The 15,976-nt window shown below is 43.7% G+C and carries 15 protein-coding genes and 1 other annotated feature; of the genes, 11 read left to right on the top strand and 4 right to left on the bottom strand.

Going from position 1 to position 15,976, the window contains the following annotated elements; translation table 11 throughout:
• Nucleotides 1–61 precede the first annotated feature (61 nt).
• The 4 genes from J9317_RS15195 (at nt 62) to leuS (ending at nt 5,629) form a co-directional block, all read left to right on the top strand.
• Nucleotides 62–1,261, top strand: a complete 1,200-nt coding sequence (locus J9317_RS15195; protein WP_211560008.1) for an MDR family MFS transporter — start codon at nt 62–64, stop codon at nt 1,259–1,261.
• A gap of 529 nt (nt 1,262–1,790) precedes the next feature.
• Nucleotides 1,791–2,000 (top strand): hypothetical protein, encoded by a 210-nt coding sequence (locus J9317_RS15190; RefSeq protein WP_211560006.1) that lies wholly within the window; start codon nt 1,791–1,793, stop codon nt 1,998–2,000.
• A gap of 496 nt (nt 2,001–2,496) precedes the next feature.
• Nucleotides 2,497–2,829 carry a DUF4257 domain-containing protein gene (locus tag J9317_RS15185; protein ID WP_156505861.1) on the top strand — a complete coding sequence of 111 codons (333 nt, stop codon included), beginning with the start codon at nt 2,497–2,499 and terminating at the stop codon, nt 2,827–2,829.
• A gap of 91 nt (nt 2,830–2,920) precedes the next feature.
• Nucleotides 2,921–3,139: a binding site (T-box leader), on the top strand.
• Between the two features lie 75 nt (nt 3,140–3,214).
• Nucleotides 3,215–5,629, top strand: a complete 2,415-nt coding sequence (leuS, locus tag J9317_RS15180) for a leucine--tRNA ligase (RefSeq protein WP_211560004.1) — start codon at nt 3,215–3,217, stop codon at nt 5,627–5,629.
• 276 nt (nt 5,630–5,905) lie between these two features.
• Here leuS and J9317_RS15175 read toward each other — a convergent pair whose 3' ends face one another.
• Complete coding sequence (locus tag J9317_RS15175; RefSeq protein ID WP_211560002.1) at nt 5,906–6,139, bottom strand: hypothetical protein; 234 nt, start codon at nt 6,137–6,139, stop codon at nt 5,906–5,908.
• A 129-nt stretch (nt 6,140–6,268) separates the two neighbouring features.
• On the opposite strand from J9317_RS15175, the gene J9317_RS15170 reads away from it, so the two are divergent.
• The 4 genes from J9317_RS15170 (at nt 6,269) to J9317_RS15155 (ending at nt 7,878) form a co-directional block, all read left to right on the top strand.
• The gene (locus J9317_RS15170; protein WP_211560000.1) at nt 6,269–6,577 is read left to right on the top strand and encodes a rhodanese-like domain-containing protein; all 309 of its coding nucleotides are present in this window, start codon (nt 6,269–6,271) and stop codon (nt 6,575–6,577) included.
• 445 nt (nt 6,578–7,022) lie between these two features.
• Nucleotides 7,023–7,244: a hypothetical protein gene (locus J9317_RS15165; RefSeq protein WP_347880530.1), complete on the top strand. Its 222-nt coding sequence runs from the start codon at nt 7,023–7,025 to the stop codon at nt 7,242–7,244.
• Between the two features lie 213 nt (nt 7,245–7,457).
• Nucleotides 7,458–7,694: a DUF2553 family protein gene (locus J9317_RS15160; RefSeq protein WP_211559998.1), complete on the top strand. Its 237-nt coding sequence runs from the start codon at nt 7,458–7,460 to the stop codon at nt 7,692–7,694.
• A 4-nt stretch (nt 7,695–7,698) separates the two neighbouring features.
• Nucleotides 7,699–7,878 (top strand): sporulation protein Cse60, encoded by a 180-nt coding sequence (locus J9317_RS15155; protein ID WP_211559996.1) that lies wholly within the window; start codon nt 7,699–7,701, stop codon nt 7,876–7,878.
• A 358-nt stretch (nt 7,879–8,236) separates the two neighbouring features.
• Here J9317_RS15155 and J9317_RS15150 read toward each other — a convergent pair whose 3' ends face one another.
• Complete coding sequence (locus J9317_RS15150) at nt 8,237–9,520, bottom strand: BaiN/RdsA family NAD(P)/FAD-dependent oxidoreductase (protein WP_211559994.1); 1,284 nt, start codon at nt 9,518–9,520, stop codon at nt 8,237–8,239.
• Nucleotides 9,521–9,694: 174 nt separating this feature from the next.
• Here J9317_RS15150 and J9317_RS15145 point away from each other — a divergent pair, with 174 nt between their 5' ends.
• Both J9317_RS15145 and J9317_RS15140 read left to right on the top strand, forming a co-directional pair.
• Nucleotides 9,695–11,320, top strand: a complete 1,626-nt coding sequence (locus J9317_RS15145) for a putative polysaccharide biosynthesis protein (RefSeq protein ID WP_211559992.1) — start codon at nt 9,695–9,697, stop codon at nt 11,318–11,320.
• A gap of 33 nt (nt 11,321–11,353) precedes the next feature.
• Nucleotides 11,354–12,082: a pseudouridine synthase gene (locus J9317_RS15140; protein ID WP_211559990.1), complete on the top strand. Its 729-nt coding sequence runs from the start codon at nt 11,354–11,356 to the stop codon at nt 12,080–12,082.
• A 61-nt stretch (nt 12,083–12,143) separates the two neighbouring features.
• On the opposite strand, the gene J9317_RS15135 is transcribed toward J9317_RS15140, so the two are convergent.
• The gene (locus tag J9317_RS15135) at nt 12,144–12,365 is read right to left on the bottom strand and encodes a DeoR family transcriptional regulator (protein ID WP_035409698.1); all 222 of its coding nucleotides are present in this window, start codon (nt 12,363–12,365) and stop codon (nt 12,144–12,146) included.
• A gap of 671 nt (nt 12,366–13,036) precedes the next feature.
• Nucleotides 13,037–14,335, bottom strand: coding sequence for an NCS2 family permease (locus J9317_RS15130; RefSeq protein ID WP_211559988.1), 1,299 nt, complete (start codon nt 14,333–14,335; stop codon nt 13,037–13,039).
• A 179-nt stretch (nt 14,336–14,514) separates the two neighbouring features.
• On the opposite strand from J9317_RS15130, the gene pepV reads away from it, so the two are divergent.
• Nucleotides 14,515–15,900: a dipeptidase PepV gene (gene pepV / locus J9317_RS15125; RefSeq protein ID WP_211559986.1), complete on the top strand. Its 1,386-nt coding sequence runs from the start codon at nt 14,515–14,517 to the stop codon at nt 15,898–15,900.
• Nucleotides 15,901–15,976 lie beyond the last annotated feature (76 nt).

Raw genomic sequence — 15,976 nt, 5'->3', positions numbered from 1 at the left:
TGGCAAAACCTCATACACTAGCTAGTGGAATTGAAAGATTTATACAGAAGGAGGGGTTCGTATGCCGCGTTCCCTATGGCTTCTCGTAATTGGGATGATCATAAATGTAACCGGGGCTTCTTTTTTATGGCCTCTTAATACGATATATATACACGATGAACTGGGAAAATCGCTTACCGTAGCAGGCGTCGTGCTTATGCTGAATGCAGGCGCTAGTGTAATTGGAAATCTGGCGGGCGGGGTTCTGTTTGACAAAATCGGAGGCTATCGCTCGATTTTGCTGGGTATCATCATTACGCTTGCAGCCCTGATTGGAATGATTTTTTTCCATGGCTGGCCGCATTACGTTATTCTGCTTACGATTGTTGGATTCGGATCAGGGATTGTTTTCCCGGCAACCTATGCGCTAGCAGGCAGTGTCTGGCCTGAAGGCGGAAGAAAATCGTTCAACGCGATTTATGTAGCTCAAAATGCCGGAGTAGCTATTGGTTCCGCTTTGGGCGGACTGGTTGCATCGATCTCATTCCAGTGGATTTTTATGGCGAACGGATTGCTCTATGTTCTCTTTTTTTTGGTGGCATTTTTCGGATACCGAAATATTCAGGGGCAAACGATTCATCCAACCGCCTTGGTCACAAAAAAACCAGGCATGAAGGACCGCACGAAATTCACCGCCCTATCCATCCTGTCCATTGCCTACCTGCTTTGCTGGGTCGCCTACGTTCAATGGCAGTCGACGATTGCCGCTCATACTCAAACGCTCAACATTGACCTGAAGCAATACAGTCTCCTCTGGACGATTAACGGACTGATGATTGTCCTTGGACAGCCTTTGCTTTCGGCTTTTGTTAAACGCTTTGCAAAAACGCTCAAGTCCCAGATGCTGATTGGAATGGGAATCTTCATGGTATCCTTCGTCATCGCTGCAGCAGCGGGAGGATTCTCCGGATTCTTGACCGCCATGATTATTTTAACCATCGGAGAAATGCTCGTTTGGCCAGCCGTTCCCACCATTGCAAATGACCTCGCTCCAAAAGGAAGAGAAGGCTTCTATCAGGGATTCATAAACAGCACAGCAACCGCCGGAAGAATGGTTGGTCCTCTGCTAGGAGGAATTTTAGTAGACTTGTACAACATGCCCGTCATGTTTGCCGTGCTGATTGGCCTGCTCGTTATTAGCTTTTTTATTACGATGATATACGACCGCAATATAAAATATCTTTCAAATCAAGACCTTTCCGCCGAAACGGTGAAAGGGTAAATAGAAGCCTGAGATGGATGTTGGATCCTTCTTGGGCTTTTTTGATAGGCGATTGTTTGGGAGTTATGAAATTTTATAGAAAATGGACAAAAATTTTTTGAAGGAAACCAACCAGGTTACAACAAAGTGTAAAACTTGTCCTTTTTGAAATTAAATATTGATTGAAAATAAGGTTAGTTGATGGCGGCGTAAGGCAGGGAGACTCCAGCGGGAGCAGCGGGACAGGTGAGACCCCGCAGTGGCGAAGCCAGGAGGAGGCTCACCGCCCGCCCCGCGGAAAGCGAGCAGCCTGGAGCCGCCACCAACCCTGTGGAACTATTTTCCAACACAAAGAGATGTTTGCGAATTTAGCATTTAGAAGTTTGGCAGGTTACTTACGGAGCAGTTAGTTTAATCAGATATTTCTATCTGTTTAACTCAACTCCAGCTCATGGTATTATAATTAACAGCTTATAAACTTTTAGGCTTTACCTAACAATCGAACGGATGCCGAGAAAAGCCTCCGCCAAAAATATGGAGGTGTAAGAGAATGAATAAACGATGGACAATCGATAAAATTAAAGATTTTGTTGAGAAAAATTCGGATAGCACCCTGCTGTCAACGGAATATCACGGTTTTTCTCAAAAGCTGCAATTTAAATGTGCATGCGGAAGTACCTTTGAAAAAACATTTACAAAATTTAAAAATAATAACCAGCGTAAATGTGACGCATGCCAGCCGCCAAAAGCGTCAAGATAACCTAATGCGAATATATGAAGTGCCGATTTCTATATAAGAGAAGTTGGCACTATTTTGTTTTATAGAAGAAGAGAAGTGGGTTTTTCTACTGCATTATTTGATGAAGGGTTTATTTTTAAATAGGGACTCGGAACAAGACTTGTTTAGGTTGATTGGAGCAGAAGGTGCGAGACTCTTGTGGGAGAAGCGGGAAGGTGAGACCCCGCAGGCGCAAAGCGCCGAGGAGGCTCACCGCCCGCCCCACGGAAAGCGAACACCTGCAGTGGAAATCAACCAGCACTATTCCTATTTTAAGAATGTTAACAACTTTGAAGTAAAGTTTACCACTCTAATTAGTACATTTGTTCGATATAGAAAATAATTCCAATTAATCAGGCGGTTTACCCATTCATTTTGTATAATAGAAATAAAAAAGCCTTTCCCATCCCCGTGGGACCGCCGATCTGCATTTTTTATTCCGCTTTACCAGAATAAAAAAGAAGGAATGGTGGTGTAATTGACAGCTCAAATTTTAATTGCCAGTATCATCGGAGGCATAATGGGGATTGTTAGCCACATGAAAAAAAGGGGGCGTCTTGAAAAACCGAGAATGACGAAACGTTTTATATATCTTGGATTCTATGAAGACTTTGCAGTTGGAACGATCGCGGCCATCATGCTGGTCCTCTCCTCAGAACCGCAATCCTCTTTTCAATTAGTACTGCTATCCATCATCGCTGGATATAGCGGTGAAGCCGTACTAAAAAGCTTTGAATTCTCCACTCAGCAAGAACAGCCTGAAGGTCCCCCAACCAAAAATTGTCCAAGTCACAAGCCGCCTCTCCCTTAAGTAATGCCTCTTTGATGACAGCATTCCCTAAAAAATCGCAACCAGCTTGCATATCCCTCAAATTTTTTATAAAATAGCATTAGAATGAAATAGTCGAACGGTGATAAGGAGCAGTAGTGAACAGGATGCACCATAGAGAGCTGACGGAAGGTGCAAGTCAGCAGCAAATGTTCATGAACTCGCCTTTGAGTTTGCAGATGCGAAATAAATCAGTAGTGTCTGCCGTGCATTCACGTTACGAATGTCAAGCGAGTGTAGTTTGTATACACTAATTTGGGTGGTACCGCGGGAGAAAGCTCTCGTCCCTTTTTATAGGGACGGAGCTTTTTTTATTTTTCACGGCCGCGTACTCGATGTCCGTTCAGCGAAAACAAGGAGGATGTATATGAGTTTCAGTCATAAGAAAATCGAACAGAAATGGCAAAAGCATTGGCTTGCCAACAAAACATTTAAAACAGGTGAGGAACCGAACCGCCCTAAATTTTATGCGCTTGATATGTTCCCGTATCCGTCAGGAGCAGGTCTTCATGTAGGGCATCCGGAAGGATTTACAGCGACAGATATTCTTTCTCGTATGAAACGGATGCAAGGATACAATGTTCTTCATCCGATGGGATGGGATGCATTCGGACTTCCTGCAGAACAATTTGCACTGGATACAGGAAATGATCCGGCAGTATTCACGGAACAGAACATCAACAATTTCAGACGCCAAATCCAGGCACTTGGCTTTTCTTATGATTGGGATCGCGAGGTCAACACGACCGATCCTCATTACTATAAATGGACACAATGGATTTTCCTCAAGCTTTATGAAAAAGGCTTGGCCTATATTGATGAGGTAGCCGTGAACTGGTGTCCGGCACTTGGAACCGTTCTTGCGAATGAAGAGGTCATTGACGGGAAAAGCGAGCGCGGCGGACATCCGGTTGAACGCCGTCCGATGAAGCAATGGATGCTGAAAATTACAGCTTATGCGGATCGTTTGATTGAAGATTTGGATGAAGTAGACTGGCCGGAAAGCATTAAAGAAATGCAGCGCAACTGGATTGGCCGTTCAGAAGGAGCTCACGTTCATTTTGAAGTAGATGGACACGAGGAGAACTTCACCGTTTTCACGACAAGACCGGATACTCTTTTCGGTGCAACCTATGCGGTTATTGCTCCTGAGCATGCGCTGGTGAGCAAGATTGTAACAGCTGATCAAAAAGAAGCGGTAGATGCATATATCAAACAAGTGAAATCCAAGTCTGATCTGGAAAGAACAGATCTTGCAAAGGATAAAACCGGTGTCTTCACGGGTGCATATGCCATCAATCCTGTGAGCGGCGAAAAAATGCCGGTCTGGGTGGCAGATTACGTATTGATCAGCTACGGTACAGGGGCGATTATGGCGGTGCCTGCCCATGATGAACGCGATTATGAATTCGCTGTGAAATTCGAGCTTCCGATTAAAGAAGTCGTTCAAGGCGGCGATGTATCGAAGGAAGCCTACTCCGGCGATGGAGAGCACGTAAACTCTGAATTCCTGAACGGATTAGGGAAAGAAGAAGCGATTCAAAAAATGATTGAATGGCTTGAAGAGAACAGCAAAGGCGAAAAGAAGGTAACATACCGCCTGCGTGACTGGCTATTCAGCCGCCAGCGCTACTGGGGCGAGCCGATTCCAATCATTCATTGGGAAGACGGCACCATGTCCGCTGTTCCTGAAGACCAGCTTCCGCTTGTGCTTCCGAAAACAACAGAAATCAAACCGTCCGGTACAGGCGAATCCCCGCTTGCCAACATTTCGGAGTGGGTGAATGTAACTGATCCTGAAACGGGCAAAAAAGGACGCAGAGAAACGAACACGATGCCGCAATGGGCGGGAAGCTGCTGGTATTACCTGCGCTACATCGATCCAACGAACGAAAACCATCTAGCGGATCCGGAAAAAATCAAACAATGGCTGCCGGTTGATACGTACATCGGAGGAGCCGAGCATGCGGTGCTTCACCTACTTTACGCCCGTTTCTGGCACAAGTTCCTTTACGATATCGGCGTGGTTCCAACGAAAGAGCCGTTCCAAAAGCTGTTTAACCAAGGAATGATTCTTGGTGAAAATAATGAAAAAATGAGTAAATCTAAAGGCAACGTTGTCAATCCGGATGAAGTTGTTGAAAGCCATGGTGCTGATACGCTTCGTCTTTACGAAATGTTCATGGGACCGCTTGAAGCTTCCATCGCCTGGTCTGAAAAAGGACTGGATGGAGCAAGACGCTTCCTTGACCGTGTATGGAGATTGATGATTGAAGATGACGGAAACTTGACTCCGAAGGTTACAAACAGCGGAAACGAGTCTTTAGAGAAGGTATACCACGAAACCGTGAAAAAAGTGAGCGAGAACATCGAAGGGCTCCGCTTCAATACGGCTATTTCACAGCTTATGGTATTCACGAATGATGCGTATAAAGCGACTGAGCTTCCGAAAGAGTATATGGAAGGCTTTGTGAAGCTTCTTTCTCCAATTGCTCCCCATCTTGCGGAAGAGCTTTGGGAAAAGCTTGGTCACTCCGATACCATTGCCTACGAAAAATGGCCGCAATATGATGAGTCCAAGCTAGTGGAAGATGAAGTGGAAGTGGTCGTTCAATTTAACGGCAAGGTAAAAGCGAAACTTCTTGTTCCAGCCCAGGCTTCAAAAGAAGAAATGGAGAAAATTGCGCTTGAAGATGCAAAAGTAAAAGAGCAGCTTGAGGGCAAAACCATCCGCAAAGTAATTGCCGTCCCTGGCAAATTGATTAATATTGTGGCGAACTGAATAAGATAGAAAAAGCTTGCAGAGATATTCTTCTGCAAGCTTTTTTGATATTTTGCATAGGCTTTTCAAACAAAACCAGCCCCTTACTCGTAACCTCGCAGGTTAATTTGGCTGATTGAAGAAATCAAACCAAATCAGAGCTGCATTACGAAAGGAGCTGGCTCCATTATAAAGGATGCCATAAAATACGTTTTTCTATACGCATCAAAGGAAAAAAATTAGGAAGAGTGACGGGAAGGACCATGAAACTGAAGGATGAAGTGCCATAAGGATACTTTATTTACTTCGCTCATTTCCCCGTTTGAAGTTACCCGTAGCTTTTGCCAGAAGCAGCTGGATTTCGTGATCATCCTTGGCCAGATTCATTCGGGCTAAAAACTTCTCCGCCTCGCCGCCCTTTAAAATTTTTACTTGCTTTCCTCTATAGAAGAGGAAAACTGTTTGATTTTTTGATGTCTGAAAGCTGAAGGGCTTCTCATTCAAACGGTTTCGTTTGTCTATTTCCTTCACATCATCCCCTCCTGTATAGAACATCTATTCACCATTAACCTGCTGAATTCCTACATAATCCGGCTATTCGCAACCCGCTGGCACGCCTGCTATAATAAAGACATTATGGATAAGGAGCTGAATGCAGTAATGATTAAAGAAATCTCACCGTCAGAAGTACAGGAAAAGCTTCAAAACGGAGAAAATATTGAATTAATCGATGTCCGCGAAGACGAAGAAGTAGCAGAAGGTATGATTTCGAAAGCGAAGCATATTAAAATGGGAGAGATCCCGGCCAGAGCAAGCGAACTGGATAAAGAGAAAGAATACATCTTTATCTGCCGCTCAGGACGCCGAAGCGAAAATGTGGCAGCTTTCCTTCAGGAGCAGGGCTACAAAGTGGTCAATATGACAGGCGGCATGCTTGAATGGAAAGGCGAAACCGTGCCGAAGCAATAAGTGAAAAACGGGGCTTTTTAAAAAGTCCTGCTGAAAGAAAATAATGAGATGGAAAACCCCCGATATGCTTTGATTTGAGGCAAAACGGGGGTTTTCTTTATGAAAATAAGTTTGTTCTAAAGAATTGGATTAGGCTGATTGAAGCGGAAGGTGCTTGACTCCTGCGGGAGCAGCGGGACAGGTGAGACCCCGCAGTCGCGAAGCGAGGAGGAGGCTCACCGCCCGCCCCGCGGAAAGCAAGCAGCCTGGAGCGGAAATCAGCCAAATCAAACAAATTGTAAAAAGGGGAGAGAGCATTAAAACGGACTTAATGAACACCTTGTTTTAGACTTTTCTCAAGTCAAACCTAAAACGAATTATGGTTCTAAACAGCAGGCTAAACTTATAGTTTATATGAAGGAAATAGATGTTTTTCTAATCCCATTCATATAAAGCAGGTGAAATCGTGCTGACTACGGTTCATTTTTTTGACGGCAAAAACATTGTATTAAGCCAGATGCTTAAAAGAGTTCCAAGCGTTGGAGAAGACTTGAAAATTAAAGGGAAATTAGGAAAAGTTTCAGAGGTTACCCAAACCGATGAAAAAAATGTTCGTGTTCTAGTTGCTTTCCAGAGCGTCAGTAAAATTAAAGCAGCTGCAGACAATTCAAAAAAGAAAAAAAGATAGGAGTGACTGCTTTAGAATGGCGTCCTTTCAATTTGAGCAGAAGAAATCTGCCTGTATCGAGATGGTGGATACAGGTTTTATTATTCTTAGTTAAAAACAGGATCCGATTATTGTCTGCCAGAGGTATATAGAATAAGACTGTATTGTCTGTACTGAAAGCGTTAACATAAATAACCCCTCTTTTCATACATTGAGGTAAAGGGGGAATGGGCGATGAGTGAATACCATATGCTCGATATCACAAAGCGCGTAACTGCGAAATTAAGTGACGACCTCATTGAATTGTACTGCGGAAAAGATTGCATCGGACTGCTTGTCATAAATGAAGAGGGCAAGCAATATGATTTAATTGAAGGTTTTATACTGGAAGAAGGCAGGATTTACAAATTGTATGACCGAAACTGCGGCCAGCAGCAATATGCGGAGGGCTGCGACTTAGGGTGGTGCTGATTTAATGAAAGTAGCTCTGTTTGATGAAGAGCATGAAAAAGACCTGGAAAAAGAGGTAAACCGCTTCTTATCCTCCATCGATGATGAACAGCTGGTGGATATAAAATTTTCTGTAGCAGCCTCATGCGATTCCGGCGGTGAGCAAGTGTATTGTTTCTCGGCTATGGTCATGTACCGGCCATGAGAGGCAGTGTGCTTGCTTTTTTTTTGCGGGGGCTGGGCTCGATATATTTAGTGAGGCTTGATATAAAGGGATCGGACGGAGCGGAAGTCGGTAATATTAGTAGGGATTCGGGTATATTTGGCTGAACTGGAGTGGCGGTGGGGGGTGGGGTACCGATGAACCGGCTGAAAATCAGAGATATCGACCGAAATTGGATATATCGACCGAAATACGGATATATCGACCGAAATTCAGATATATCGACCGAAATTCGAATATATCGGCTATTTTTCAAGAATATCGACTTTTCGACAGCTTTCGCTAATGCCCGCAGCCCCTTACGCAGCCCCTTATAAAAAGCATAAAAGCCCGGCTATATTCACACCGGGCTTTCCTCTTTATACTTCGCGTATTCTGCTGCATTATGTCCTGCAAGTTTCCCAGTAATGAGCGCGGCCGTTATATTGTATCCGCCTGTATAGCCGTGAATATCCAGGATTTCTCCGCAGAAATATAGTCCCGGCATTAGCTTGGAGGCCATTTCCTTCGGATGAATTTCCTTTACGGATACACCGCCGCCTGTCACGAATGCTTTATCAAGCGGCAGGGTTCCATCGACCTTAAACTCAAATTGCTTGCAAGATTTAGCGAAAGCTCTGAGCTTATCATGGGGAATCTGGGCATACGTTTCGCTCGGATCGATGGATTGCTGTTCCAGTAAAAATAAAAGATATCGTTCAGGAAGCAGCCCTTTGTAGAGATTTTTAAGGGCTTTTTTCGGTTCATCTTTTCCAAGCTTCACGAGCTCCTGAAAAATATCCTCTTCTTTTCGGCCAGGCAAAGCATCAATGGATACTCTGACATACTGCGCATTGAACTTCTTCATCGTTTTCACGATATACTGGCTGCAGCGAAGGACGGCCGGTCCTGAAATGCCAAAATGAGTAAAGAGCATGTCCATTTTATGAGTGATGACCGTTTTCCCTTTAGGATTGAGCACGCTTAGAGCCGCATCTCTTAATGCGAGTCCTTGAAGCGATTTGTTTTTGATAAAGGGTTCGCTTGATGTAACGGGAACTTCGGTCGGGAATAGGTCAGTGATGGTGTGCCCGGCTTTTTCAGCCCACGCATATCCATCTCCTGTGCTTCCTGTGTGAGGCACACTTTTCCCGCCGACGGCTGTTACGACGGCATCACAGGAGATAAACTCGCCGGTCTTCAAGGTGACGCCCTTCACCTGATGATTTTCATACTCGACCTGGTTAACCGGCTCATTGACTCTGATTTGAACCTTGAGCCTTTTAAGCTCCTCCAGCAGCGAATCGACGACAGACTGAGCTTTATCTGAAACGGGAAACATCCGTCCGTGATCTTCTTCTTTCAGTCCGACTCCTAGTCCTTCAAAAAAGGTAATGATATCTTCATTGCTGAATTCTGAGAATGCACTGTATAAAAATCGGCCATTGCCGGGTATATGCTTAATAATTTCATCTATAGGAAGCCTGTTGGTTACATTGCAGCGTCCGCCTCCGGAGATCGCGAGCTTCCGGCCAAGCTTGCTGCCCTTATCGATGAGCAGAACCTTGGCGCCCCTGCTGCCGGCCGAAATTGCCGCCATAAGCCCTGAGGGTCCGCCGCCGATTACGATTACATCATAGTTCATCTTTTTCACAACCTTTGTTTTCTTTCCGTAAATCTCCATTCATTATAGCCGAAAGCAGGAGAAAGAAAAATGCCAAATCCGAACAACTTTTCCGCTTCGTGCATTCGTGTGTTAAAATAGAAAAGTTCAATTAATATATGAACCCTATCTTTCACAGGAATGGTGATAACCTTTATGTCGGATAAATTGTTAAAAGGCACGTTTATATTAACTTTAGGTACATACATATCCAGATTGCTTGGCATTATTTACATGGTACCATTTTTTGCAATGGTCGGTAACGAAGGAACCTTTCTCTATCAAATGGGATATACTCCATATGTTATTTTTCTAAGTATTGCAACAGCAGGTTTTCCAATGGCTGTCTCAAAATTCGTATCGAAGTATAACTCTATGGGGGATTATCAGACCAGCCTGAGAATGTTCCGTAATGGAATGATTGTAATGCTTCTCATGGGATTAGCTAGCTTTGCAGCTTTGTATTATCTTGCCCCAGATATTGCCCGGGCTTCTTTGGACTCAAAAAATCCTCCAATCCAGGAAATTGAGAATGTCACGTATGTGATACGGATGCTGAGCGTTGCGTTGATTATCGTACCCATTATGGCTCTCATCAGAGGATTTTTCCAGGGGCATCAAATGATGGGTCCGACATCCGTTTCTCAGGTTGTTGAGCAGCTGTTCCGGATTATTTTCCTGCTCGCTTCCGTATATTCGGTACTTAATATTTATCATGGCTCGCTTGTAACGGCCATCGGATATGCGACTCTGGCTGCGGCAGTTGGAGCGGCTGGGGGACTTTTGGTTCTGTATGGATATTGGAGAAAGCGAAGACATACCCTTGAGGCGATGAAAGAAAATACAATACCGCCTTCTGATATCAAAATGAGAAAGCTTTTTAGAGAGCTCCTCGCCTACTCGCTTCCTTTTGTATTTGTAGGTCTCGCGATTCCTCTTTATCAGTTGATTGATCAGGATTCGATGTATGCTGCATTAATGGAAAAAGGCTATACACGTGATGAATCCAAAGACATTTTTGCTTATGTACAATTTCAAGGCAGATCTCTAATTATGATCCTGGTTTCTCTAGCTACTGCATTTGGTTTAACTCTTGTTCCATCCATTACAAGAGCCTTTACAGCAGGCGGAATGCGCCAGGTGCACCAGCAGATCAACCAGGCCTTTCAAATTATCATGTTTTTGATTCTGCCCGCAACTGCAGGAATGATCATTCTTGCAGGACCTATTTATGAAATGTTTTTTAATTATTCTCAAGAAGCTGCATTGCTCCTTCAATGGCAGGCACCGTCTGCATTATTATTTTGCTACTTCACCGTAAATGCAGCGATACTTCAGGGAATTAACAAGCAAAAGCTTGCGGTTATTAGTCTCGCTGTCGGATTAATCGTCAAAGCGGCAGTAAATTATCCGCTTGTTCTCTGGTTAGGAGGAGAAGGGTCGATTCTTGCGACTTCCCTTGGCTTCGCAGTTTCCATACTATACGGATTTGCTATGATTAAAAAACACGCGAAGTTTAACATGAAAAAATTCTTTAAAAGAACCATCTTTATTCTGATTCTGACTGTTGTGATGAGTGTGATTGTTTCTGTTATACAGTCTTTCGCCGAAATCTTTATCAACTTCAAAGCCGGTAAAGTAGAGTCCGGTATCTTGCTCGCATTGACGATTGGCGGAGGTGCGGCAGCTTATCTTTATGGGGCTTATAAATCCCGCCTTCTTGAAAAGCTCTTCGGCTCACGTTTTGCATTTTTGAACAGAAAAAACAAAGGAAAGGCCTAAGAGCCTTTCCTTTTAAAATGAGGTGGAATAAAAATGAGAATAGATAAACTTCTGGCTACAATCGGTTACGGGAGCCGCAAGGAAGTAAAAAAAATGCTGAAAACAGGCGCTGTGCTTGCAGATGGCACCGTCATCAAGGATGCCAAAACACATGTGGATCCTGAAAAACAGATCGTTACGGTTCATGGAGAGCAGGTGGAGTACAGGGAGTTTATTTACCTGATGATGAATAAGCCTCCCGGCGTCCTTTCCGCTACAGAGGATATTGCCCAGCATACGGTAATCGACCTCCTGACTCCAGAGGATGCGGTCAGAGAGCCTTTTCCTGTTGGCAGATTGGACAAAGACACGGAAGGCCTGCTTGTGATAACGAATGATGGCCAGATTTCCCACCAGCTGCTTTCTCCAAAAAAGCATGTTCCGAAAACGTATTATGCGGTTATTTCAGGTGAGGTCACTGAATCTGATATCTCTGCCTTTAAAAAAGGAGTAACACTGGATGATGAATACGTAACAAAGCCTGCAAGACTCATTATTTTAAAGAGCGGTGACACCTCTGAAATCGAACTGACGATTACGGAAGGGAAGTTTCATCAGGTAAAAAGAATGTTTGAAGCGGTCGGTAAAAAGGTGACTTTTTTGAAGCGGCTGACCATGGGTGATTTAGAGCTGGATGAGGATCTTGAACCTGGGGAGTACCGTGATTTGACCGATGAAGAAGTTGAGATTTTGCGAAATAGCAAACCGGCAGATTTTATATAAAAAAGAGGAGCCAGAATTTTTCCGGCTCCTTTTTTATGTATAGGTTCTTACCGTGCTTGTGTTACGAAGTGAGTTTTACTTTCTTTTTTGTAGTCGTCCACTTACCTCTGCTGGGGCTTTTGACAAGCTCGTTGTATGCTAACACATTTAAATCACGCTGAATGGTTCTTGGTGTTATACCAAACTCGTCAACAAGCTGCTGTGTTGTAACTGTACCTCTTTCCATGATGTACATGTAAATAGATTTGATACGGTTTAGCATACGATTAGTTGAAGGTTTCAAAAAACCACTCCTCATTATTGGATTGAACAGGTCTAAAGACCCGAATCAATCTAGGATGTCAACCGCTGAAAATGTCTTCGTATTACCCTATTTAGTTGGTATAGTTGATGCTACACTCATATTTTACACGATATCGCTTAAAAGATTCTACCTTGAGGCTTGAATTTACACAATATTAACATATTTAATTTTAAAAACATACTTCAGTTTTACTATATATGCTTATTTCCCTCCTTTATGCCAGTTGGAACAGATATCATAAATTTTTCTCAAATTCGACTTTTGCCTAGTTCTATAGAAACAGAGTGTTAATTTGAAATATCATTTTCTAAGCTAAAGTACAAATCTTTGGATTGCCTGAAGCGGGGGGGCATTCCTGAAATGGTTGAGCATCAGGTAACCGGACTCGTCTATTCCAATGAAAATGAACTGGCCGGAGCAGCAGGCAAGGTCATACTATGAACTCAGCTTGGTCAGCCTGAATACATGCCTTTTGGAAACAGTTATGGTTCGATTTATACAGTGCCCGTGGACACAGAAGGTCTTGGGATTACATTAATAATTCACTCTCCTAAGGTACAGGTTGTGGAATCCGTGCCCATAAAAAAACTGCCGCCAGTTCCCAATATTAGGACTTGGCGGCAGTCAATAAATCGGCGTTAGCCGGTTTTTTAATGAGAACCAATTACAACTAGATGAATAAAGAACAATACGGCAAAGATATAAACAAATGGGTGAACCTCTTTCCATTTTCCCTTGGCTGCTTTCATGAGCGGATAAGAAATGAATCCGAGGGCAATACCTGTGGCAATGCTTGAAGTAAGCGGCATGCTAAGAACAACAAGGAATGCAGGGAACGCTTCGTCCAATTCGCTCCAGTTGATGTTCGCAATGGAACCCATCATCAGGCTTCCTACAATAATTAATGCCGGTGCAGTTATCGCCGGAATTCCGGAAACTGCGCTCACAAGCGGGAAGAAGAAGGAGGAGATTGCGAACAGAATAGCAACCACGAGTGCAGTAAGACCAGTTCTTCCTCCAGCTGCAACTCCTGCAGACGATTCAATGTAAGCTGTGGTAGGACTTGTCCCAAACATAGCGCCAATCGTGGTAGCGGATGAATCAGCAAGCAAGGCTTTTCTCGCATTAGGAAGTTCTTTGCCCTTCATAAGGCCTGCCTGCTGGGCAACACCGATCATCGTTCCGGTTGTATCAAAGATGGTTACAAGCAGGAAGGAAAATACAACAGCGTACAATCCGTAATGAATGACATCTCCAAATGCTGTAATAGGGTTGATGATGATCCCTTCAGGAAGATGGGGCAATGCCATTACTCCTGTAATTTTAAGCTGCCCGGTAAAAAAGGCTATTAGGCCGGTCACGATCATCCCGATAAAGATTGCGCCGTTTACATTGCGGGCCATCAGGACGAGTGTAATAGCAAGTCCAATTAACGTGAGCACGACTGGTGCTGAATGAAGATCCCCTAGTGCTACGAGATTTTGAGGATGATCGGCAACAATTCCGGAAGTACGAAGTCCGATAAAAGCGATAAATAATCCAATTCCGGCTGTGATTCCATTTTTCAGGTTTGAAGGGATGGCTTCAATCAGCTGTTTTCGGAATGGAGTGAGTGATAGGATGACAAAAATAATACCTGCAACAAATACGGAAGCAAATGCTACTTCATAGGAAATGTTTGCTTTCCCTCCAACAACGGAAAAAGCGAAATATGCGTTTAGTCCCATTCCTGGAGCAATCGCAATGGGATAGTTCGCGAATAAAGCCATCCAAAGCGTTCCGATAATTGATGCAATGATGGTTGCAACGAATACTTGCTGCGGCGGTACTCCAGCAGCAGCAAGTATTTGCGGGTTAACTACTACAATGTATACCATGGTAAGAAAAGTCGTAAAGCCAGCAATAATTTCAGTTCTTAAAGTGGTCTGGTTCTCTTTTAGTTTAAACATGGGAAACCTCCAAATAATACGAACATTATTTCAAAACCTTAATAATAATATTCGTTTTTAGATAAAAATGCAAGGGGTGCGTTTCTTTTTTTTGCACGGTTCTTTCATGGAACCTGTTCGTTTGGTATCTTATCATATATAGAAGTAAAACATACATAGTGCAGAAAAGGGGTTTAAGGATGTTCAATTGGATTGAAGAAACAGAAAAAAGAAGAGATCAGATTATTAAAGACACTCAGGAATTTTTGCGGATTAAAAGTGTTTTGGATGAAGAAGACGGACAGGAAGGAGCTCCTTTTGGGAAAGGAATCCAGGAAGCGTTTGAGCACTTGCTGAATAAAGGCGAGAAGGATGGCTTTATTTCAAAAAACCTGGACGGCTATGCAGGCCATTTGGAAATGGGCAAGGGGGATGAACTGCTTGGCATCCTGTGCCACATTGACGTGGTTCCTGAGGGAGACGGATGGAGCTCAGATCCTTATGGAGCTGATATCCGCGATGGGAAAATCTTTGCCCGCGGTGCCCTCGATGATAAAGGGCCGACAATGGCTGCTTATCATGCCATGAAGCTTGTAAAAGATTCAGGTGTCGAGCTGAATAAAAAAGTCCGCATGATTATCGGTACGGATGAAGAGAGTGACTGGCGCTGTGTAGACCATTACTTTAAGCATGAACAAATGCCGGATATCGGGTTTGCCCCTGATGCGGATTTCCCGATTATTCATGCAGAAAAAGGGATTATTGATGCGAAGCTCCAATTTAATGGAGAAGAATCAGCTGATTCCGGAAGCTTAACCCTTGTTTCCTTCTCCTCAGGCCGGCGGTTTAACATGGTGCCTGATTTTGCAGAAGCTGAAGTAAAAGGAACAGCTGAACTGGAAGCTCAGTTTTCAGCATGGCTTGAAAAAGAGGGAGTAAAAGGTTCAGTTAAACGAGGAAGCGGACAAACCGTTCTCCAAATCGAAGGGGTTTCTGCCCATGCGATGGAACCAAATAATGGGGAGAATGCCGGAGTCAGCTTAGCTTCATTCCTTAACACGCTCGATTTGGACGGAGCCGGAAAACGATTCGTTTCATTTATAAAAGACCATTTTGATGGGGATACAAGAGGTAAGGCTCTGGAAATAAAAGCGAATGATGATGTAAGCGGAGATTTAACAGTTAATCTTGGAACGATGAAATTTTCGAATCAAACCGGTGAACTGGGGATCAACATCCGATATCCGGTTACCGCATCATCAGAACCAATCAAGGCTGCTTTTGAATCCATTCAAGGTGCGGAACTGACCATGTTCAATGATTCACCGTCTCATTATGTAGAAGCAGATCACCCGCTTATCCAAACGTTATCTAAAGTGTATGAAGAGCAAACGGGGGAAAAAGCGAGCCTGATTTCAATCGGGGGCGGAACGTATGCCCGTTCACTGAAAGCAGGCGTTGCATTCGGTCCTCTATTCCCTGGCAGACCGGATATTGCTCATCAAAAGGACGAATATATCGAAATAGAGGATTTAATCCGCGCAACCGCGATCTATGCGCAGGCTATTTATGAATTAGCGAAATAAGGTTTTCACTCCGCTTTATAACTAAAAGGCTCTGTTAAAGCCTGATGTTGATTTCTAACACCTGTTGATTGGAGTG

Origin of the sequence: Metabacillus flavus, assembly GCF_018283675.1 — a bacterium.
GTDB lineage: Bacteria > Bacillota > Bacilli > Bacillales > Bacillaceae > Metabacillus_B > Metabacillus_B flavus.
This window is presented reverse-complemented; position numbering and strand designations above follow the sequence as displayed.